Source organism: Longimonas haloalkaliphila (assembly GCF_055379825.1).
This window is the reverse complement of sequence record NZ_AP043948.1, coordinates 1,123,536-1,142,181: the sequence shown is the minus strand read 5'-3', so window position 1 is coordinate 1,142,181 and position 18,646 is coordinate 1,123,536. Positions and strand designations below refer to the sequence as shown.

At 51.4% G+C, this 18,646-nt stretch carries 12 protein-coding genes and 4 pseudogenes; 2 read left to right on the top strand and 14 right to left on the bottom strand.

From position 1 onward, the window contains the following. Positions 1–182 precede the first annotated feature (182 nt). The 8 genes from ACZ48V_RS04495 to ACZ48V_RS04460 all read right to left on the bottom strand — a co-directional run bounded on the left by ACZ48V_RS04495 (position 183) and on the right by ACZ48V_RS04460 (position 10,499). Complete coding sequence (locus ACZ48V_RS04495) at positions 183–1,241, bottom strand: NAD-dependent epimerase/dehydratase family protein (protein ID WP_464541999.1); 1,059 nt, start codon at positions 1,239–1,241, stop codon at positions 183–185. A 394-nt stretch (positions 1,242–1,635) separates the two neighbouring features. Beyond that, entirely contained in the window at positions 1,636–3,090 is a 1,455-nt protein-coding gene (locus ACZ48V_RS04490) for a capsule assembly Wzi family protein (RefSeq protein WP_464541997.1), read from the bottom strand. A 68-nt stretch (positions 3,091–3,158) separates the two neighbouring features. Then, positions 3,159–4,262 carry a non-hydrolyzing UDP-N-acetylglucosamine 2-epimerase gene (wecB, locus tag ACZ48V_RS04485; protein ID WP_464541995.1) on the bottom strand — a complete coding sequence of 368 codons (1,104 nt, stop codon included), beginning with the start codon at positions 4,260–4,262 and terminating at the stop codon, positions 3,159–3,161. 25 nt (positions 4,263–4,287) lie between these two features. After that, complete coding sequence (locus tag ACZ48V_RS04480; protein WP_464541994.1) at positions 4,288–5,004, bottom strand: methionyl-tRNA formyltransferase; 717 nt, start codon at positions 5,002–5,004, stop codon at positions 4,288–4,290. 59 nt (positions 5,005–5,063) lie between these two features. Next, positions 5,064–5,933 carry an XrtA system polysaccharide deacetylase gene (locus tag ACZ48V_RS04475; protein ID WP_464541992.1) on the bottom strand — a complete coding sequence of 290 codons (870 nt, stop codon included), beginning with the start codon at positions 5,931–5,933 and terminating at the stop codon, positions 5,064–5,066. A gap of 1 nt (position 5,934) precedes the next feature. Then, positions 5,935–7,104 (bottom strand): glycosyltransferase family 4 protein, encoded by a 1,170-nt coding sequence (locus ACZ48V_RS04470; protein WP_464541990.1) that lies wholly within the window; start codon positions 7,102–7,104, stop codon positions 5,935–5,937. Positions 7,105–8,102: 998 nt separating this feature from the next. Then, complete coding sequence (locus tag ACZ48V_RS04465; RefSeq protein ID WP_464541988.1) at positions 8,103–9,236, bottom strand: glycosyltransferase family 4 protein; 1,134 nt, start codon at positions 9,234–9,236, stop codon at positions 8,103–8,105. Between the two features lie 225 nt (positions 9,237–9,461). Next, complete coding sequence (locus tag ACZ48V_RS04460; protein ID WP_464541986.1) at positions 9,462–10,499, bottom strand: IS630 family transposase; 1,038 nt, start codon at positions 10,497–10,499, stop codon at positions 9,462–9,464. Positions 10,500–10,692: 193 nt separating this feature from the next. Here ACZ48V_RS04460 and ACZ48V_RS04455 point away from each other — a divergent pair. Further along, positions 10,693–11,514: pseudogene (locus ACZ48V_RS04455) on the top strand (IS5 family transposase). A 4-nt stretch (positions 11,515–11,518) separates the two neighbouring features. On the opposite strand, the gene ACZ48V_RS04450 reads toward ACZ48V_RS04455, so the two are convergent. From ACZ48V_RS04450 to ACZ48V_RS04425, 6 genes and pseudogenes are all read right to left on the bottom strand, one after another. Continuing rightward, the gene (locus ACZ48V_RS04450) at positions 11,519–12,859 is read right to left on the bottom strand and encodes an O-antigen ligase family protein (protein WP_464541984.1); all 1,341 of its coding nucleotides are present in this window, start codon (positions 12,857–12,859) and stop codon (positions 11,519–11,521) included. Positions 12,860–14,217: 1,358 nt separating this feature from the next. Beyond that, entirely contained in the window at positions 14,218–15,339 is a 1,122-nt protein-coding gene (locus ACZ48V_RS04445; RefSeq protein ID WP_464541982.1) for a glycosyltransferase, read from the bottom strand. 15 nt (positions 15,340–15,354) lie between these two features. Continuing rightward, the gene (locus ACZ48V_RS04440; RefSeq protein WP_464541980.1) at positions 15,355–15,552 is read right to left on the bottom strand and encodes a transposase; all 198 of its coding nucleotides are present in this window, start codon (positions 15,550–15,552) and stop codon (positions 15,355–15,357) included. Then, positions 15,522–15,800 carry a hypothetical protein gene (locus tag ACZ48V_RS04435; RefSeq protein WP_464541978.1) on the bottom strand — a complete coding sequence of 93 codons (279 nt, stop codon included), beginning with the start codon at positions 15,798–15,800 and terminating at the stop codon, positions 15,522–15,524. Before ACZ48V_RS04435 ends, ACZ48V_RS04440 begins: the two co-directional genes overlap by 31 nt. Positions 15,801–16,077: 277 nt before the next feature. Next, positions 16,078–16,350: pseudogene (locus ACZ48V_RS04430) on the bottom strand (helix-turn-helix domain-containing protein); the annotation flags it as partial. A 124-nt stretch (positions 16,351–16,474) separates the two neighbouring features. After that, positions 16,475–17,262 (bottom strand): annotated as a pseudogene (locus ACZ48V_RS04425) (IS5 family transposase). A gap of 301 nt (positions 17,263–17,563) precedes the next feature. Between ACZ48V_RS04425 and ACZ48V_RS04420 the strand changes: the two are divergent. After that, positions 17,564–18,385: pseudogene (locus ACZ48V_RS04420) on the top strand (IS5 family transposase). Positions 18,386–18,646 lie beyond the last annotated feature (261 nt).

Below are 18,646 nucleotides of genomic sequence, written 5' to 3'. Positions count from 1 at the left end.
GGGCCGATATCGGGGGCAATTTGCACCAGGGGCATGACCTTCGGCCCCAGGAGCACTCGTTCGCCACACTTGTGGCGCGTCGTCGTCAGTGCTCCTAACAATACATATATTCTAACTTTTGCATCCCACCAAACGTCTTCTTGCGGCAGAGGGATGCGATTCATTCGGCGCACGGTTCTATTTTACGCCGTGCTGGGTGTACTGGGACTATTGAAGGATGCCGGCGTCAGTGCGGATCCGTTCTGTGCATCTGCCATGTGGCCGGCACTTGTTTTTGCGTGGTCGATTACATCGCGCAAGATGGTATCCAGATCGCGATACGGCTGCTGCCCGATAGCCGCCTGCAGCTTCGCCATGTCGGGCGTACGGCGCCGCATATCCTCGAACCCTTCGCTGTACGCCTCCTCGTAGGACACATGCTTAATCGGCACCGTTGCCTCCGTGAGCGTCCGCACGCGCTTGGCCAGCGTATTGATTGAGACCGGCGTGGGCTGTCCGATGTTGAACACCTCGCCGTCGGTGCCTTCGGTATTCATGAGGGCATCGATCGTCTCAACCGCGTCGAGCACATGTGTAAAGCAGCGGGTCTGCTCGCCATCCCCATAGACCGTGATGGGCTCTCCGGCGAGCGCCTGGTCGACAAACGAAGGCACCACCATGCCATACTGCCCCGTCTGGCGCGGCCCGACCGTGTTAAAGAAACGCGCGGCCACAACGGGAAGCCCACGCTCATCGGCATAGGCGAGCGCAAGGAACTCATCCATCGCTTTGGTGCACGCGTAGCCCCAGCGCCGTTTTGAGGTGGAGCCAAGCACCCACGGCCCGTCTTCCGCAAGCGTCTCGATATCTGGGACGGTCTCCAGCGCCTTTCCGTATACTTCTGACGTGGAAGCGATCAGCGTGGGAAGCGTGCGGGCATGGGCAATCTCAAGCACGTGCTCCGTGCCGCGTACATTTGTAGTAATCGTTTCGACCGGGTGCTCCAGGATACGCTTCACCCCCACCGCAGCCGCCAGATGTACAATACGGTCACACCCATCGGCCGCCGCTTCGAGCGCAGGCTTATTGCACACATCACCAACCGTCAGGGTAAATCGATCGTGGTCGGCCAGATGCGCAACATTGGCGAGCTGGCCAGTCGATAGGTTGTCAAACGCATGAACATGATGCCCCTGCGCCAGCAAGTGATCGGCCAGATGACTCCCAATAAACCCGGCGCCGCCGGTAATGAGATAGTGCATGAACGGGTGTGATACGGGTGTGCATAGGATGAGACTGCTTAATAGCATACAAGAACGCCGCCGCACTGTCGTCCGATATGCATCAATATTGTAGGAAGTTTGTGGTGGAAACGCTTCATATGCATTCTACACGGGATGTGACGTAACGGAATTGTCATTGCGAGGACCCAGGACGAAGTGATCGATGCGCTTCAAACGAGCATCAGTTCCTGCTCGGCGGGATGAGATCGCCGCGTTCGCTCCGCTCACTCGCGATGACAAGGTGTACATGTATTTGCAGCAAGCTACATAGTAAACGGCCCGCAAATCGGGATCCAAAACAAACGTTCTTGTTGATGCCGGTACTCCTTTCTGAAGAGAGCCAAGTACACTCGATACGCAGTGCCTCTGTCTCCTACAGCGAGACCGTTCCATCCCACTGCAAGCCCAGCATGAACCCCACCTGCGTACCGTCAAAGGCGCCCCAGTCTACGGCCACCGAGCTACGCAGGCGCATGCCATACGTCTCGGATAGCAGATACCGCGTATCAATAAGCGTCGCGTACTGGTCCTGGCGGAGTTCGCTGCGGGGGATGGTTTCGAGATCAGGAGGGACTGTATCACTTGATCCTATCCTGCATGCTCCAGCACCTGAGATAATCTGGTCTTGGCAGATGCCGTAATTGCGGCTGTAGGTGAATCGTGCCTCGTAGTTGAGCCGCGTCGCCGGCGTGCCTTTAACTCCAAGGTGGTGTGCAATGACCATCGTGTTAGGAGTCTCATCAAGGGCCTGCCCGAGAGACCGGAACTGCGGATTACGGATGAGCGCGTTACCAATCACATTGCCATGGTATGTCCACCCACTTCGATAGGTGTGATGTGTATAGTATCCTGCTCTGCCTTTCGGGAGCCCGGGTAAGGCATCCTGCTGGATTGTGTTCATAAACTCATACTGGATACCTTCAACCCATTTGGGACTATCGGACGAACGCTGTGCTCCGATACTCCAGATACCATCCCATGGGCTTCGCAGAAAAAGCCCAATCCAGTCTTCCATAAAGAACTGACGATGGGCCTGAAACTCCCATTCATCCAGAAGAAGTTCAACACCCGCCTCGTACGCAGCAACCGTGTTTTCCCCACCACCGCCTTTGGGGCTGAAAAGTATGTCGCGATACTGGCTCCATCCGTTGGGTCGGTTCTCCCCTCCCCACTGGAGACTCTGAATCACTCCACCAACGATCCGTACGTTTCCGACAAGCGCCCTCAGGTGCAGTGCCTTCTGATGCAGACGAGCACTCGGGATATGACGATTCGATTCCAGTTGCCCTTCTGACCAATACACCTGGGCTTGAAGTCGCCCCTCCGATAGCGGGATATCGAAGAAACCGGGCGTTGAGAGTTCGATTTTGGGGATCGGCGTTGCATTACCACCAATCATCATAGAGCCCATCGAAAGCGACTCGGCTGTCCCTCCCACAGTGTGACGAAAGCGTCCGATACGTAGACGTAGCCCCTGGTACTGGAGTGCTCCGTAGAGCTGCGTGAAGTGGGTGGTGTTCTGAACGTCTGAGATACGTGCTGTTAGTTCAGCGCCGGCGGCCCAATCAAGACCTCTCCATGTGCGGTAAGGGAGTTCTCCTCGTACTCCGGTCAGACTACTTGCCCGTGACCGTGCTGGAATCTGTCCGTACGTATTTGCGTGATGCCAGAATGGAGTTCCTCCCTGCGCAGCTCCATACCCAACCGTGTACGCTCTGTACTCTACCTGCACAGATGAAGAGTCCTGCGCGCACACAGCTTGCTGTCCCCCAATTGCCAACCAACACAGCAGAGCTACAATAATTTTGGAAAGTGTACTCAAAGACATGGCGTATGGATCTGCACGAACGGAAATGGTCAAATCAACTACATGTATATCTTAGGTTTTGCGGTGCCCTATGCAGCACCATTCTTAAGCGCAGCCGTCAACGTTTCCACAATCCGCTCTGATGCTTTGCCATCCCATAATGGAGGAACGCGGCCTTCTGTTTTCGACTGTTGCATTAACTCTTTTACGCGTGCTGCAACCTTTTCTGCATCGAGAGGCATTAACTCGTTCGTACCCTGCTCTACTGTAATCGGACGCTCAGTGCTATCACGCAGAGTTAAGCACGGCACTTGCAAGAAAGTCGTCTCTTCTTGAATACCTCCCGAGTCCGTGACAACAACCCCTGCATGCTCCATCAAACGCAGGAACTCCAGATACCCAAGAGGCTCAAGCACCGTCAGGTTCTCCGTGTTCTCAACCTCATCTGCAAGCCCAAACTCGTCAAATCGATTCGCCGTACGTGGGTGCATAGGGAATACAACAGGATACGACTCAGCCACACACTGAATGGTTGCTAGCAAGGCTTCGACCCCCTCCCGGTTATCAACATTAGACGGACGATGCATAGTCATAGCCACGTACGCCCCAGCGTCTACGTCGAGATCTTCCAGGATGGTAGTCTGTGCCGCTTTTTTCCGGAACGCGACAAGTGCGTCGATCATCACGTTGCCCACAAAAGCGACTTTTTCGTCGGGCACGCCCTCTCCTTTCAGGTTTTCGACGCCGCTCTCTTCCGTAACAAACAAGAAGTCTGCAATGCTGTCGGTGACAATGCGGTTGATCTCTTCGGGCATACGCCGGTCGCCACTGCGTAGTCCTGCTTCAACATGAGCTACGGGGATGTGCATCTTCGTGGCCACCAGACTACACGCCACCGTGGAGTTCACATCTCCCACAACGAGCACCAAGTCAGGGGCTTCATCCTCAACCACCGTCTCGAACGCCGTCATGATACGAGCCGTCTGCTCGGCGTGTGAGCCGCTCCCAACCCCCAAGTATACATCAGGCTCGGGCATTTCCAGCTGTGTAAAGAAGATATCGCTCATCCTCTCATCGTAGTGCTGCCCGGTATGCACTATAACCGAATCAATACCTGCTTCTTGAAAAGCACGGTGTAGGGGCGCGACCTTCATAAAGTTGGGACGTGCACCGACGACGTTAATGACTTTCATGGAAACGAATAGTTAGGAATTTAGGCTATCGAATTCTACGTCCGCTATCTCGAAAGCGAGCGATGGCTTCATCTGTCGGAAATGAAAAGTAGGTAGCCTCCTCTTCATCATTGGACCGAGTTTTGACATTTCCATCCATGATGCGTTTTACAGCCTCTGCCAAAGCCGACGCCCCATATCCGACTTTGGATTTGAGCACGAGAGAATGTAGCGTGTCGTCTGGCTCAATGTGAACCCTTTTTTGAACAATGATTGGACCGTCGTCAAGGTTCTCGTTCATGTAGTGAACGGTGACGCCGGTTTCTTCTTCTCCGTTAGCCAAGACCCAGAAACTCGGTAGCTTGCCACGATACTTCGGAAGCAAGGCACCATGAATATTGATAACTCCTTCCGAAGGCAAATCAAGCAGGTCCTCGCGGACAATTTGTGGACAGGCGATTGAGATTACGAGGTCAACCTCTTGTCTCTCAAGCTTGCGCAGGAAAGAGTAGTCATTGATGTCTTCAGGCGTGTGTTCTGGAATCTGATGCTTTCGAAGCGCTCCTCGGACGGAATAAAGTCCATCGAGACCACTCACCTGGTCAATCAGGTCGAAAAACTTGTAGCGAGCAAACTCGAATCCATTGATAAGGGTGCCGCGGACACCGAGTAGCTTCATGTAATCGGTCACGTTACTCGCAGCAATCTCCCCTTTGAGTACAGATGCACCTACAATTTTAGCCTCTTCTGGTTTGTCTTCCATGAACCGGTCGAGGAGCTTTGGAATGTAGAACGCATCCGGTTGAGTTAATAGAAATATTCTCATGACGCTACCATCTCTAATTCATCGCTAAACGCCTCGCGATACGGCTGAAACGTAAAGTCCTGGAAGAGGCGCTCCAGCTTTGCATAGGTGAAGTCCAGGTTCCAGTAGTGCGTGGCACTGACGCGGAACGGAAGATCGATTCGCGGATGATCCGGGTCGACCTCCCACGGATGTATGTAGACTCCCACGTGCTCACCGCGCTGAGTGAGCTGATGGAGGAACCAGCGCTGGAGCCGGTACGGGTAAATGCGCAGGTAGGCCCCACCTCCACACGGGACGTTTATATCTGGAAGAGGACTGGGCATCGGATACGTGGCTACAGGTGCCTCCAATAGTGTTGCACCATTGGGTGTGATGATCGTCGAGGGTTGACGCTCGGCGTCGGGGATGCCGTAACGATAGTTGAAGACAGGATGTATGCTTGAATCGTACTGGATGCCCTCCTCTTGCAGAATATCGAGAGCCCACAGCGACTCTTCGGTGATTGAAAAATAAGGCGCTCGGTGACCGAGAACCGGCTCCCCAGTTAGCTCCTGGAGAAGATCAATGGAGTATCGAAGTTCTTCGCGAAATCGCTCTGGAGAGAGGTCGTATACTTTCTCGTGTGAGTAACCATGTGTAGCGATCTCGTGCCCAGCCGCGTGAATGCGACGAACGAGCTCAGGATGCTCCTCCGTCACCTTACCTAGTACGAAGCAAGTAGCCTTCACATCGTAGCAAGCCATGAGGTCGAGCAGCCGTCCCATGCTGACCTCGACACGGCTCTCAAAGCCGCCCCACTGGTTCCGGGGAATCTCGATGCCCTGGTACCAGTCTTCCACATCAATGGAAAAGACGTGTGAACCATTTTTAGCTTCGTTAGCCATATTACTCTTCAGCTATCTGCTCCAAGAACCCAACCATTCGTTCGGCTTGCGCCTTCCGCGTGCAGTTACGACGTGCAAAATTCCGACCTTGCTTTTCCATAGCCCTTCTCTCCTCTGGGTTTTCGACAAGCCACTGCACCTCATTTACCAATTCCTTAGCATCTTCGGCTGGATAGTATCGCCCAGCATTGGCGTCCTCCAAAATGGAACGAGCCTCCCCATCGACAGACAGCAAGACCGGACATCCAACAGCCATACTGTCAAAGAGCTTCGAAGGAATAAACATACGGTAGATCTCGTGCTCCGCTAAAGGAACGAGCAGTGCATCAGATGCTGCCATGCGAATTGCAGCTTGGTCAAGTGGTACTCTGGGATGAAAACGAACATTTTCAAGGCCCCTTCGCTCCACTTCTGCAACCAAATCCTGCTTTACAGGTCCACTTCCGACAAACTGAAAAAGTACATGGGGAAGCTCTTGTTGCAGGCGGGCAGCTGCCTTAAGGATATGGTCTAGCCCCTGGCAAATGCCGATATTACCAGCATAGGTGATAACAAAACGATCATCGATCCCTTCTTTTTCACGAAGCCTCTCGCCCTCTTTATCTTTTTGGAAGGTTTCTGGGACTGTTCCATTCATGACACGTGTCATAGGAGTATTTGGCCCAACGACCTGTTCAATTTCAAGACAAAACCCCTCCGTAACAGCCGTAATTGCATCGGCTCGACGATAGATGAAATACTCCAATTCTTTGGCTAACTGGATAGTAGCTGGGTTGCTAAGCTCATTCATGGCCACAGCCAAGTCAGGCCAGAGATCGCGCACGTCGAAGACAAACTTGGCTCCTTTCAATCGTGCAGCCAGCCATCCGGAAATGCCCACGAAAAGCGGCGGAGACGAGGCCAGTACCACATCGAACGACCCTTTCGTCCGAATCGCGCCGAGAATGGCCATCCCCATAAACGATAGATAAAAAGCAAGACGCTTGATAAAATCCTTATTGGGGTCGGTGTACACCCAAGTGTACGTGACGGGAATTCCCTCGTAGCGACGCTCCTCAAACGCTCTTCCGCGATACCCCTCTCGAATAACCCCTTCAGGATGATTGGGTTTTTCAGCTATGACGTGCACTTCGTGTCCGGCTCGGCGCAACCCCTTCGCAATCGAAATCATGCGATTGGATGTGGCTCCTGTTTCTGGTGGGAAGTGTTGTGAGATCAGAAGGACGCGCATGGGTTAGCCCCTTTTGTCGAAAAAGATACGGCAAGATGATGGTTTTACACCTTCTTTCTACCAGGTGATTATATACGAGAACTGCATCGGTAGTATGCTTTCCATTCGCATTACCAGTACACTTCGCTTAATCTCTTTACCAAACTCGGGACAATACCATCCCTTTTCCAAGTCCATTGCTGTCTGATCTGTGCGAATTTCTGCAGTAACACCTCCCTGAACCAGTCGGTATCCCTCTGAATGGCGCTCTGCCTGCACATCTGGATGCAAATAAACCCGACTTGTGACCGCATTGAGTGCGCTGGCCGCGAACGATGTCTTTTACCTGTAACTAATCGTTTTGAAGACTACCCCCTTCAAGTCGGCAAAAGCTCGACCACTGATTGTCGAATTCGTGTCTGTAGACTCTTGGTCGTGGCCTGCAATGTAGTCTTGGATCTCTTCATACATCACCCGTTCACCGTTACAAAAAATAACCTCGCGTCCCCCAATGTCCCCACCCGGCACTGCTTCCTAATGTGTTCAGATTCCTGTGGGATCTTCCGAGACGGCCTTCCTTTCAAATTGCCTCATCAGGCCCGACGGGCTTATTGTCGTTAGAGAAGGCACCAACACGTGCATATGGTCTTTGCTGAGGTGCCTTCTCACTACGAACGTCACAGGTTTTCGACGTCCGATGAACTAAATCACAAACCTGATGGGCTAACCTCTCAGTCATCAGTACGGGATAACGGTATTTCATTCCCTATACCAAAGAAAAGGTTCTCACTCGTCGTACCTAATATCAGATCGGATATGAAGCCCGTCGGTATCTATCTCTCACCCCTGGATTGCTCATTTTTACTAAAAAATTGCTCCTCCTATCCTACAACACTGGGAGTTGGTCGTCTAAAAGACAAAATGCTTGAACCGACTTTTCGGAACCAAGACACATACGACTATGATGTATAGTTTTTCTGAACAAGCACTGATGAATCATAGAACTCGACAAGCTTTTTTCGCTCTCGAGTCCAGCTGTAAGATTTCTTCACAGCTTCTCGTCCTCTTTTACCCATCCGACGGGCTTCATCAGGATCATCTAGCAACTTGGCAATAGCCTCCGCAAAATCTTCAGGACTTGTTGGGTCTGCGACCATCCCGCATCCAGTTTGCTCTACAACCTCCCGATACATTGGGATATCGGACGTAACAACGGGCAACCCAAGAGCCATGTACTCAAAGAGCTTTGTAGGATACGAACCCACAAAATTTGGGGATTTATCTAACATTGCGATTCCGATATGACAACGTGCCATCCGCCGCCATCCCTGTTCCGGCTGCAAATACCCAGCCCTCCGAACATTCTCAACTCCAAGCCGACTTTGCAACTCGGTAAATGATTGTTTATGATCAGGAGACTCAGGTCCAACACACTCCCAGGCTATATCATACCCCTCTTCTTGAAGAATTTTCATGGCACGAAGTGTCAGATTACTTCCCCGGTCAGGTCTCACACCGCCAATGTACCCAAGCGTTGGAATCGAGTGCTTGGGCTCATCTATAGCAGTTAACTTGGTAACAATTGGCATATTCTGGACCGTTGCAGTTTTTTGTAACCAATCATAGCGGTCCCTATAAGATAACTCAGCAAAAATAACAGGGTATCCCTTCAAGAGTATTCGCATTACGATTTCAGTAGCCCAACTGAGAGGAGTTCGTAATGAAGTTGGGATCCATTGTTTTGTTCGGATCTGAGCAACAAGATCTTCATGCATGTCATATATAACTGCGCTTTTTCCATCAAGTAGCATCCAAGCCCAGGGAAGAAGTTCAGGGTCATGCAGGTGATAAACATCTACCTGCATGTCTCGCGCTCGTTGAACTACCTGGCGCGCAGTCCTCCAGACACGGATAAACCGATTTCTGGGAGGGTCCACACCTACAATCTGGACCTCCTTTATGATATCGTCGGATGAGGTTGGAGCTATAAGAATCACCTCGTGCCCGACCTCTGCCAAAGACTTACATTGCTTGTGAAATATCCTCGTATCGAAAGGTTTGTGAACAGACGTCAAGTGAGCAATTTTTGCCATAAGGGCGTATCTTGGGAAATTCGCTGTTTAGCTATTTTTTAAGTTAATCTACTGCTAATTATAAACCTGTCTTGAACCTTCGGATCTCAACCGGTCGCCGCCCGCAACCAATAAAGGTAAATAGCGAAAATATTTGTTAATGCTATGATAGCTTCGACACGGAAGTAGTTAAAAAACCTCAGTCAACGGGAATGAGGAATTGCTAAGTAGGTCGACAGAAAAACATTACTCGTAGCCGATGCCCGCAGTGCGGAGCGCCTGGTGCGGCGAAAGGTTCTGGAAGTACCGGCGACAGCTCGGGCGAAGCGCGTCGAGGCTTCGCTCCAGGCACGCCGCCACCTGTTCTTTGAGTTCGCGCCAGAGGTACTCCATCGGGTTCGCTTCCGGGGCCCGCTTCGGTAGCCTAAACGTCTCGAAGCGCTCCTGGTCCTCGATGAAGCGCTGGACTCGTTTCGAAGTGTGCCACGAGGCCTCATCCCAGATTACAAGCAGCTTCCCCGTGGTCTCCGCCTGGATCGTTTCCAAAAACTCGATCGTGTGGTCGGAGACCTCCCGATCGAAGGCCTCGACATAGGTCTGTCCGGTGCAGATGTCCAACGCCCCGTAGAGGGCGAAGTCGTCATTTTGCTCCGGCACCCAGACGGCCGTCTGCTCTCCGACCGATTGCCACACCGGTTGCCACATGCGCCGCAGCGGAGGGAAGCGTTTCACTTCCGTCTCGTCGGCGAAGAGAACGGTCATCTCCGGCCTCACTCGTCCAATCCGATCGGCGAGCTCGGCCAAGCGCTCTTCGTAATCAGGGCCTTTGCGGAGCTGGCGCCGCGGACGGGTCCAACTGTACTCTAAACGCTTCAGCGCGTCTCGAACTGTCTCCGGGTGAACGTCCACGTTGAGTTTGCGCTCCAGATACACCGCGATGCGCGGTGTTGTCCAGCGCGAGGCGTTCTCTCCCTCCTCGGCCGGATCCGACTGCAGAAGCGTCTCAATTGCGCGTTCAACATCCTCGTCGATTTTGCGCGGGCGGCCTTCACACTCCCGGTCAAAAAGACCTTCGGGGCCTTCCTCGTCGAAGCGGTCCATCCACTTGTAGACGGTCGGATGCGTCACGTCATGTAAGTCGGCGATGTCGAAAGCCGAGAGACCGCGGTCGGACAACAGCATCATGTGCGCCCGCATCGCCACGCGACCGATCTCCTCGCGCTTCGTGCGCTGGAGTTCGGCCCGTTCGTCTGCCGACGGCTCACGGATGGTTCGGTGTGACATGGCACGTTCGGACATAGCACATTCGTCTTGATTCTCTGAAGTAGCACAATTGCCTTCATCGCCACCGACCCGTAATGTTCTTTTACTGCTCTACTTAGTCGCAAGCTTAGATATCTTAGTGCTCATCCGAAAACCTCCGTAGAGAGTTAAAGGGTCGCTCCCCCCCCTTCACGTTCTCCTACGGAGGCCTCGGATGCATCCCTATACGCTCGAATTTGGAGTTGATCCTGACTTTCTTCCGCCTGAGTCGCTTTGGCTCGCCGTCGAGCCCCTTCTTCCAGAACCGAAGCCTCGCCCGAAAGGCGGGCGTCCTCCGATGCCGAACCGAACAGCCTTCTTTGCGATGTTTTATTTGATGCGCACCGGCTGTCAGTGGAAAGCGATTCCTCGCAGTCTCGGCGCCGGGTCGACGACTCACGACCGGTTTCAGGCTTGGCAAAAGGCCGGCGTCTTCCGAGAGCTTTGGACTACAGGATTGCTCGAATACAACACCGACATCGGACTGGATTTCGAATGGCAATCCCTCGACGGATGTATCACAAAGGCCCCGCTTGGGGGAGAGAAAACCGGCCCTAATCCCACAGATCGGGGCACAAAACAGCACCTTCTTACCGAAGCGGCGGGCATCCCAATCGGTCTGGTCGTAACGGGAGCGAATCGGCACGACAAAACGCAGGTCGAAGCCGTTCTTGAAAGTATGCCTCTGCTTCCGCCCCTTCCGACCGACGAGCAGCAGCACTTTTGCGCAGACAAAGGCTACGACTATCCGGACGTTCGATCCCTGATCGGATTTGTGCAGATGGTCGATCACATCAAAAGTCGGGGCGAGAAAAAAACGGATCTGCGTTTGCCTGGATACCGGGCCCGGCGATGGGTCTGTGAGCGAACCTAAAGTTGGATGAATCGATTCCGACGCCTGCTCATCCAGTGGGAGAAGAAACTCGACAACTTTCTCGCCTTCCTTCACCTGGCGTGTTCATTCATCGTTTGGCGCCAGTGTCCGGTTTTCGGATAGGGTCTTAGTCGGCAGTAGTTGGGTCATCTTTTTTAAGACTTAACCCTGCAGCAATACCGAGTACGACCCAGAACTCTTTAGTTGAAACACTTCCATGCGTTACAAAACCCAATATCAAGAAGAACCAGAACGAGATTCCGATCAAGCTCTCCCTCTTCACTATCATGGTGAAAATGTACAGGATGTAAGCGATTAATGTCCCGAGTCCAACTGCTCCAGCACCAACAAATACATCTATATACACAGAGTGAGCATAGAAGTCATACCCAGCGGACTGTGCAAGCGATCTAAACGCACCCGGTCCTGCACCGAAAACCCATTCAATTTGCGGAATCTCAGCAAGCGCACTGCTCCATATTGCCCACCTCACATTTTCCCCCGGCCTCTCTAAAGCTATCATGATTCTTTCTAACAGACGACCTCCTGCAAAGACCTCGTCCACGTATGGGACTAATATAAAACCAATGATAGATATTACACTCACGAGTCCGATGCTACCCCATACATTTTGCAAACGGCTGTCAGATTTTGAAAAGATAACATTAACAAATACTGTGATTAGCATTGTTACGGAAACGGCACCAATTACACCCCGTGATGCTGTGGCGGCTAACGCAGCAACGAAAATAATTGAAAGAAATACTAATATTATTTTATTGTTTTGGTAAGGAATAAAACGTCTTTCATTAGGTCTTGTACTTATGAGTATTGCAATAACTAAAGTTAATGCAATACCGATAATGTTTGCAAGTGTGCGGACATTGTCAGCTATTTGCAGGCGCCATGTAAACTCACCGAGCATCAGCCCGGTGATGAGCGTTATCAATGCCGCCGATATTACAGCATGTCCTATTACCCACATACCAAAGTGCCTAGCGTATATCACCCAAGCAATCAGAGAACTCATTACAATCATAAGAAATGCGGAAATCACAACTCGCACTTGATTGTAGTCAAGAAAAGACGAACCCAATGAGGAGATAACAAAAGCCCCCCCTAGCAGAAGGGCAAATGTGATCATATGATTTTTAATTCTCAAATGTCCACCTAAGGCTACATAACCAAATATACCTGTTAAAACTGCAGGCACGAGAATAATAAATGGACTCACACCAATATAATTAATAATATGTTTTTCTAATGGCATAGCCATAATCCAAAGACTTACTCCTACATCAGGACGTTGGATAGTAACAAAAGATGCCACTACAGCAAGAAAAGACAGAGTTGCTATTGATGGGCGAAATGCCACTAATAAAACTAATCCTGACAGTATCACAAGCCCCGTTACTGCTACATACTTTGGCCTTTTTCGAAAGGCTAAAAACACATCGACTGGCATCATTATTTTTGTATAATTATAAGTATTCTTATTTTGTTTTAATTACTAAGAGCCTGTTTTGATTTCTTACTTTGGGCTACGAGCGGCTCCGCTGGGTTGCAAACCAAAACCCAAACAGGGTCTAAGATTATAGGCCACTGTATTCGCACAGTACATGGCAAAACTCAGACGGGTGTTAACAAACAGAACGGGCCTACACTACAGCGATACAGATCGCGACAGCAATCGCGACCTGTGCTTGAGGCTACGTCAATCGATTATCAACGTTCTCGCGACCCACCTCGGGTGAGATCTCGCGCCTGCCTGAAGTTTATGGCACGCTTTATCCTGTCTACTCTTCAACTCACGACCTCCAATTTGCGCCACATCGCGGTCGTGCTTAAGGCTGAGGTCGCAGAGGCTTCCAACTACCGCCGCATTCGCCGCTTTTTGAAGACTACTCCGTCGATTATACCGCCGTGTCACGGCTGTTGTATGATCTGCTTCCACAGAATCCGCTGCATGTGCTTGTGCTGGACCGAACGGAGTGGCATTTTGGATCGACGCCCGTCAATGTGCTCATGATTGGTATTTCGCATCGAGGCGTCGTCTTCCCAATCCCTTAGACGGTGCTTTCTCATACGGTACGCTTTCATGGGGGAGAACGATTCGGAGAACGGGCCGGCGCTCCCTGTGAAGATGTATGCCCGTGGACTAAGTAAGGGAGAGAGGCGGATCCTCGGAACGCCTCGGCTTCAAGGCACATCGCAAGGCACAAGTGATCTGAGCGTCGAGGTTCAGATTGCACTTCGACGGATTAGGGCACGGAATAGGCCGTTGAAGGATCAGCTTTTGGTGCTGGCTACTTCCGGACTAGATCCGTGCCGAGGCCCGCATCTTTATAAGCAGCGCTGGGAGGTGGAAACACTCTTTGCAGCCCTTAAATCGCGCGGCTTCGACTTTGGAGGCCACGCATGTGACCAAGCCCAGTCTCATTCGGCGCCTCATTGTACTCTTGGCGCTGGCCTTTGCATGGAGCCACCTTGTTGAAGAGAAGCGGGCGTTAGCAGAAGGCCTTCCAGCAAAGAAGGCTCACGAACGACGGGCACGCAGTCTCTTTCGGTACGGACTGACCGACTGCAGTTCATCATCGAGGTCTTCGAAAGGCAACATCAGGGGTTCGAGGCCTGTCTGCGAGCATTACAAACGCCCTCCGCATTTTTGTCCGGTACTTAGGCTTCAACGATCCGCCGCTCATTTATCCTATGGATAACCCTCTCGATACTCGTATGCGGAATCGGTTAGGTCTCGCGTTAGAAGAGACGTTCAACTTTTGTCGTGTTACTATGCCTGCAGGCCACAGTCTGGTCATCTTTACACGTTTAACTCTCATATATTATATCCAGGTATTTGTTTGCAATCTTGGAAACCGAAAAGTCTTGCGCCCGGCGAGTGAGAATCTCACTATCGTGTTCCTTTATTAACTCTTTGTCAATCGCCTGTGCTAATGTTTCTGGGTCATCCACGGGAACAAGAGAGCCAAAATCAGGACTGTTTAGAATTTCAGCAGGCCCACTGGGACAGTCTGTCGAGACAACAGGCGTACCTGCACCAAGTGCTTCAACGACTGTGTTACCAAACCCTTCCCATCGAGATGACATCACATATAGATCAACGTTGCTGTAATATGAAAATGGATCTTGCTGGAACCCTGGTAAAGAAACCTTATCTCTCAGTGATAGCGCTTTAACTTTTTGCTCAAGTGCATCCCGCTCTTCACCTTCTCCAATAATTATAAGCCTTTTTTTGCTATTATCTTTTAACAACGAAAAGGCTTCTATCAGCACATCAAACCCTTTTTGTTTTCTTAAGCGACCCGCCCCTAAAATCACTTGAAGGTTCGGGTCACGTATCCAATCTGATTCTGGAGTTTGATTGGAGTTGTAGTTTTTTGGTGAGTACACTGGGTTGTAAACTACCTCCACATCTTTCTCTTTGATAAATAGTCGAGAACAAATATCCCTTTTTACGCCTTCAGAAACTGCTATTATTTTATCGGACAAACTGTACAAGTAACTTCCCAGTATATTTGCTATTTTGTTTTTGAGGTTTTCAGTTTCAGAAGCAGACTCGTTAACATGAAATGTTATTATAGTTTTAGAATTACTTCGACAAAATTTATTAACTACAATATTTCCTATATTCAGGTAAGGCCGAGAGGATATAACTGCATAAGGCTTTCTTTTTTTTAGGTATTTCCCATATACGAATAAGCTGGACTTTAAACTCTCTTTTCCGTAATAGATATGAACAGCTTCCGGAACATCTTCTATGTAATTTCCTCTGCGGTGAGTTAGAAACAAGTCGACGTCTTTTCCTTGATAGACTAGTTCTTCCATCAAGTTTAACGTTAGACGTCCAATCCCACCTAATGCCATAGTACCTGGGAAAAAGCATATTCTGTTTTGATTGACTTTAACCATTTTCAGTTTCTGAATTTTCATCTGATTTAAGTACAGTCAAGAAAGTTGGGGGTTAACCCTAATGATTGAGAGGACCCGATCGGGCCTTTCGTTGTTTTGCTGGAAGAAGTTGAGACTGGCCTCGATCAGCGCTTTAAGGCTTTCAAAAAGCTCACAGTGCGTAACCCCACGACGAAAATGAGGCCAGAGCATTTCGATCAGATTCAGCCATGGGCTGTAGGTCGGCAGGTACAACAGGAGAAACCGACCAGCAGTTCTCTGCCTACGACGGTTTCGATTTCGTCATCTTGGCGCGTAAAGACGTTATCCCAGGCGAGATAGATCGTCGTCTCATGAGGATGCTTCTCGAGCAGCGCCTCCAGCAGTTCAGCGATTTCCTTCCGTCGTTTGCGCCGCCGTACCAATACAAGGGTCTCGCCACTATGATAATTCACCGCTCCGATGCCGCAGTGCCTTTTCGTTCGGCCAAGGGTTGGAATCATAATTTGTTGTACTCTTGGGGTCCACACCGCCTTTAGCATGAGATGTCAACTGATATTGAAATCGTCGGCGTATAAAAGACGTCTCCGGTCTTCAGTTGGTCACGAGAGGCTTCAATCGTCTTTTTTTAGCATGTATTCTGGATCCGGACTGCTGATCGTATGCTTCGGACGACTCATCTTAATGTCGTGAGCCTTGAGGATCAGGCGCAAGCCTTCGATAGGAGAACCGAATCCCGGTCTCTTCAGCCATAAAGTTGGCCAGATGCTGTAAAGCCCAAAGCGAATGTGGTTGCCCCATCATCGCTCGGGGGCGGTTCCGGAGCCCCTCAACGCCTTCAGCGTTAAATCGCTTAATCCAATTACGAATCGTCTGTTCACAGTCGCGAACGAGCACGGTAATTTCGGAGGCAATCATCTCCTGTTCAAGGGCGAACAGGGTTATCTGGACGCGAGAACGAAGCCGAGCGTTACGGGTGCATCGGTAGAGTATGTCGAGTTCGGCTCGCTTTTCGGAAGAGACGAAGCGAAGGGTAAGCGGGAAGTGAGCCATGATTGTCAAATGGTCGAACATCGCAAACAAAACTTATGTTAAACCTCAAGGCTCCGGCTGAGCTCAATTAGTCTTTCATCAATCCTCAATTTGGGGCAGGGCCTTTTCAATCCCCTCAAAACTATTAGGCAGTGTTTGAAAACTCGAGTTTTCGAAAGCAGCGTCGGGTGAACGCCAGTTTGACCATGGCCAAGTAGCACCGAGCATACTTCTCATAGCGGGTGGCGAGCCGGCGACACTCTTTGAGCCAGCCGATCAGTCGCTCAATCACGTTTCGCTTTGCGTACATCCCCTTGTCAAATACCGGAGGTCGTCCCTTTCGGCGCCGCTTGCGCCCTCTTCCGGGGCGCCGTTCCGGGATCATCGCTTGGATCCCACGCCGCCGCAGATAGTGCCGGATGTGCTGGGCATCGTATCCCCGGTCGGCAACCAGCATGTCGGGACGTGTGCGCGGGCGGCCCGGCTGGCGACGCGGAATGCGTACCGTGTTCATCAGCGGCTTCAGATGAGGCCCGTCGTGGCGCTGGCCCGCAGAGAGACAGGCAGTTAGCGGCACCCCGCCTGAGTCACACACAAGGTGGATTTTGGTGGTCAAACCGCCTCGCGAGCGTCCAAGGGCCTCGCACGAGCCCCTTTTTTCTTGGGCGCTCCCGCAGCAGCTCGGCTGGCTCGAACGGAGGTCGAGTCAACCATCCAAGTCGCGTAGTCGATCAATCCGTGTTCGTCGAGTTCAATCTGCAGCCGGTCAAGGATCCGGTCGAACAAGCCAATCGCTTCCCACCGACGAAAGCGCGAATAAACCGTCTGCCACTTGCCGTACCGCTCGGGCAGGTCGCGCCACGCCGCCCCGGAGCAAAGAATCCACAGAATGCCATTGAACAGCCTACGATCGTCGAGGCGAGGCCGCCCCATGGTCTGCTCGGGAAACAGATCCTCGATCAGGTCCCACTGTGTGTCGGTGAGTTCGTAGCGGCGCATCGGAAAACAGAAGTTGGTGATCAGAAACTGGTACGGCAGTCGTTAAGATACCCAATCCAAGACTTTTCAAACAGAGCCTAGAATCGCCTATCAACCAGCGTGCTGCTACCACCCATTCGCTCATCCTCTCGCGACTCTTGGCCTGTGATACAGCAGCTTAGTGCTCATCCGAAAACCTCCGTAGAGAGTTAAAGGGTCGCTTCCCCCCCTTCACGTTCTCCTACGGAGGCCTCGGATGCATCCCTATACGCTCGAATTTGGAGTTGATCCTGACTTTCTTCCGCCTGAGTCGCTTTGGCTCGCCGTCGAGCCCCTTCTTCCAGAACCGAAGCCTCGCCCGAAAGGCGGGCGTCCTCCGATGCCGAACCGAACAGCCTTCTTTGCGATGTTTTATTTGATGCGCACCGGCTGTCAGTGGAAAGCGATTCCTCGCAGTCTCGGCGCCGGGTCGACGACTCACGACCGGTTTCAGGCTTGGCAAAAGGCCGGCGTCTTCCGAGAGCTTTGGACTACAGGATTGCTCGAATACAACACCGACATCGGACTGGATTTCGAATGGCAATCCCTCGACGGATGTATCACAAAGGCCCCGCTTGGGGGAGAGAAAACCGGCCCTAATCCCACAGATCGGGGCACAAAACAGCACCTTCTTACCGAAGCGGCGGGCATCCCAATCGGTCTGGTCGTAACGGGAGCGAATCGGCACGACAAAACGCAGGTCGAAGCCGTTCTTGAAAGTATGCCTCTGCTTCCGCCCCTTCCGACCGACGAGCAGCAGCACTTTTGCGCAGACAAAGGCTACGACTATCCGGACGTTCGATCCCTGATCGGATTTGTGCAGATAGTCGATCACATCAAAAGTCGGGGCGAGAAAAAAACGGATCTGCGTTTGCCTGGATACCGGGCCCGGCGATGGGTCTGTGAGCGAACCTAAAGTTGGATGAATCGATTCCGACGCCTGCTCATCCAGTGGGAGAAGAAACTCGACAACTTTCTCGCCTTCCTTCACCTGGCGTGTTCGTTCATCGTTTGGCGCCAGTGTCCGGTTTTCGGATAGGGTCTTAGTAATCTGCCGCAACATCACCGGCTTTTACATTTTGCCATTTTGGATTATGTAGGCTATCACGGTCTTGGATTACCCGGCTACATAGTGTATCACAGTTCTTTAAAACATCGGGGCAGGCGATACGCTTCGGTAGATATCAATATCTCCCTACAGACTCGATAGTCCATGTGTATGCAGTTTACACATAACTATAGTGCTACCGGTTTTAAACTATTCATAGTGCTTGTAACGCACACCCGAATCTTTTTTTGT

Bases quoted from the DNA above. Each gene is read 5' to 3' on its own strand.
- ACZ48V_RS04495 (WP_464541999.1), bottom strand. From the start codon at position 1,241: ATGCACTATCTCATTACCGGCGGCGCCGGGTTTATTGGGAGTCATCTG.
- ACZ48V_RS04490 (WP_464541997.1), bottom strand. From the start codon at position 3,090: ATGTCTTTGAGTACACTTTCCAAAATTATTGTAGCTCTGCTGTGTTGG.
- wecB (WP_464541995.1), bottom strand. From the start codon at position 4,262: ATGAAAGTCATTAACGTCGTCGGTGCACGTCCCAACTTTATGAAGGTC.
- ACZ48V_RS04480 (WP_464541994.1), bottom strand. From the start codon at position 5,004: ATGGAAGACAAACCAGAAGAGGCTAAAATTGTAGGTGCATCTGTACTC.
- ACZ48V_RS04475 (WP_464541992.1), bottom strand. From the start codon at position 5,933: ATGGCTAACGAAGCTAAAAATGGTTCACACGTCTTTTCCATTGATGTG.
- ACZ48V_RS04470 (WP_464541990.1), bottom strand. From the start codon at position 7,104: ATGATTTCGATTGCGAAGGGGTTGCGCCGAGCCGGACACGAAGTGCAC.
- ACZ48V_RS04465 (WP_464541988.1), bottom strand. From the start codon at position 9,236: ATGGCAAAAATTGCTCACTTGACGTCTGTTCACAAACCTTTCGATACG.
- ACZ48V_RS04460 (WP_464541986.1), bottom strand. From the start codon at position 10,499: ATGTCACACCGAACCATCCGTGAGCCGTCGGCAGACGAACGGGCCGAA.
- ACZ48V_RS04450 (WP_464541984.1), bottom strand. From the start codon at position 12,859: ATGATGCCAGTCGATGTGTTTTTAGCCTTTCGAAAAAGGCCAAAGTAT.
- ACZ48V_RS04445 (WP_464541982.1), bottom strand. From the start codon at position 15,339: ATGAAAATTCAGAAACTGAAAATGGTTAAAGTCAATCAAAACAGAATA.
- ACZ48V_RS04435 (WP_464541978.1), bottom strand. From the start codon at position 15,800: ATGATTCCAACCCTTGGCCGAACGAAAAGGCACTGCGGCATCGGAGCG.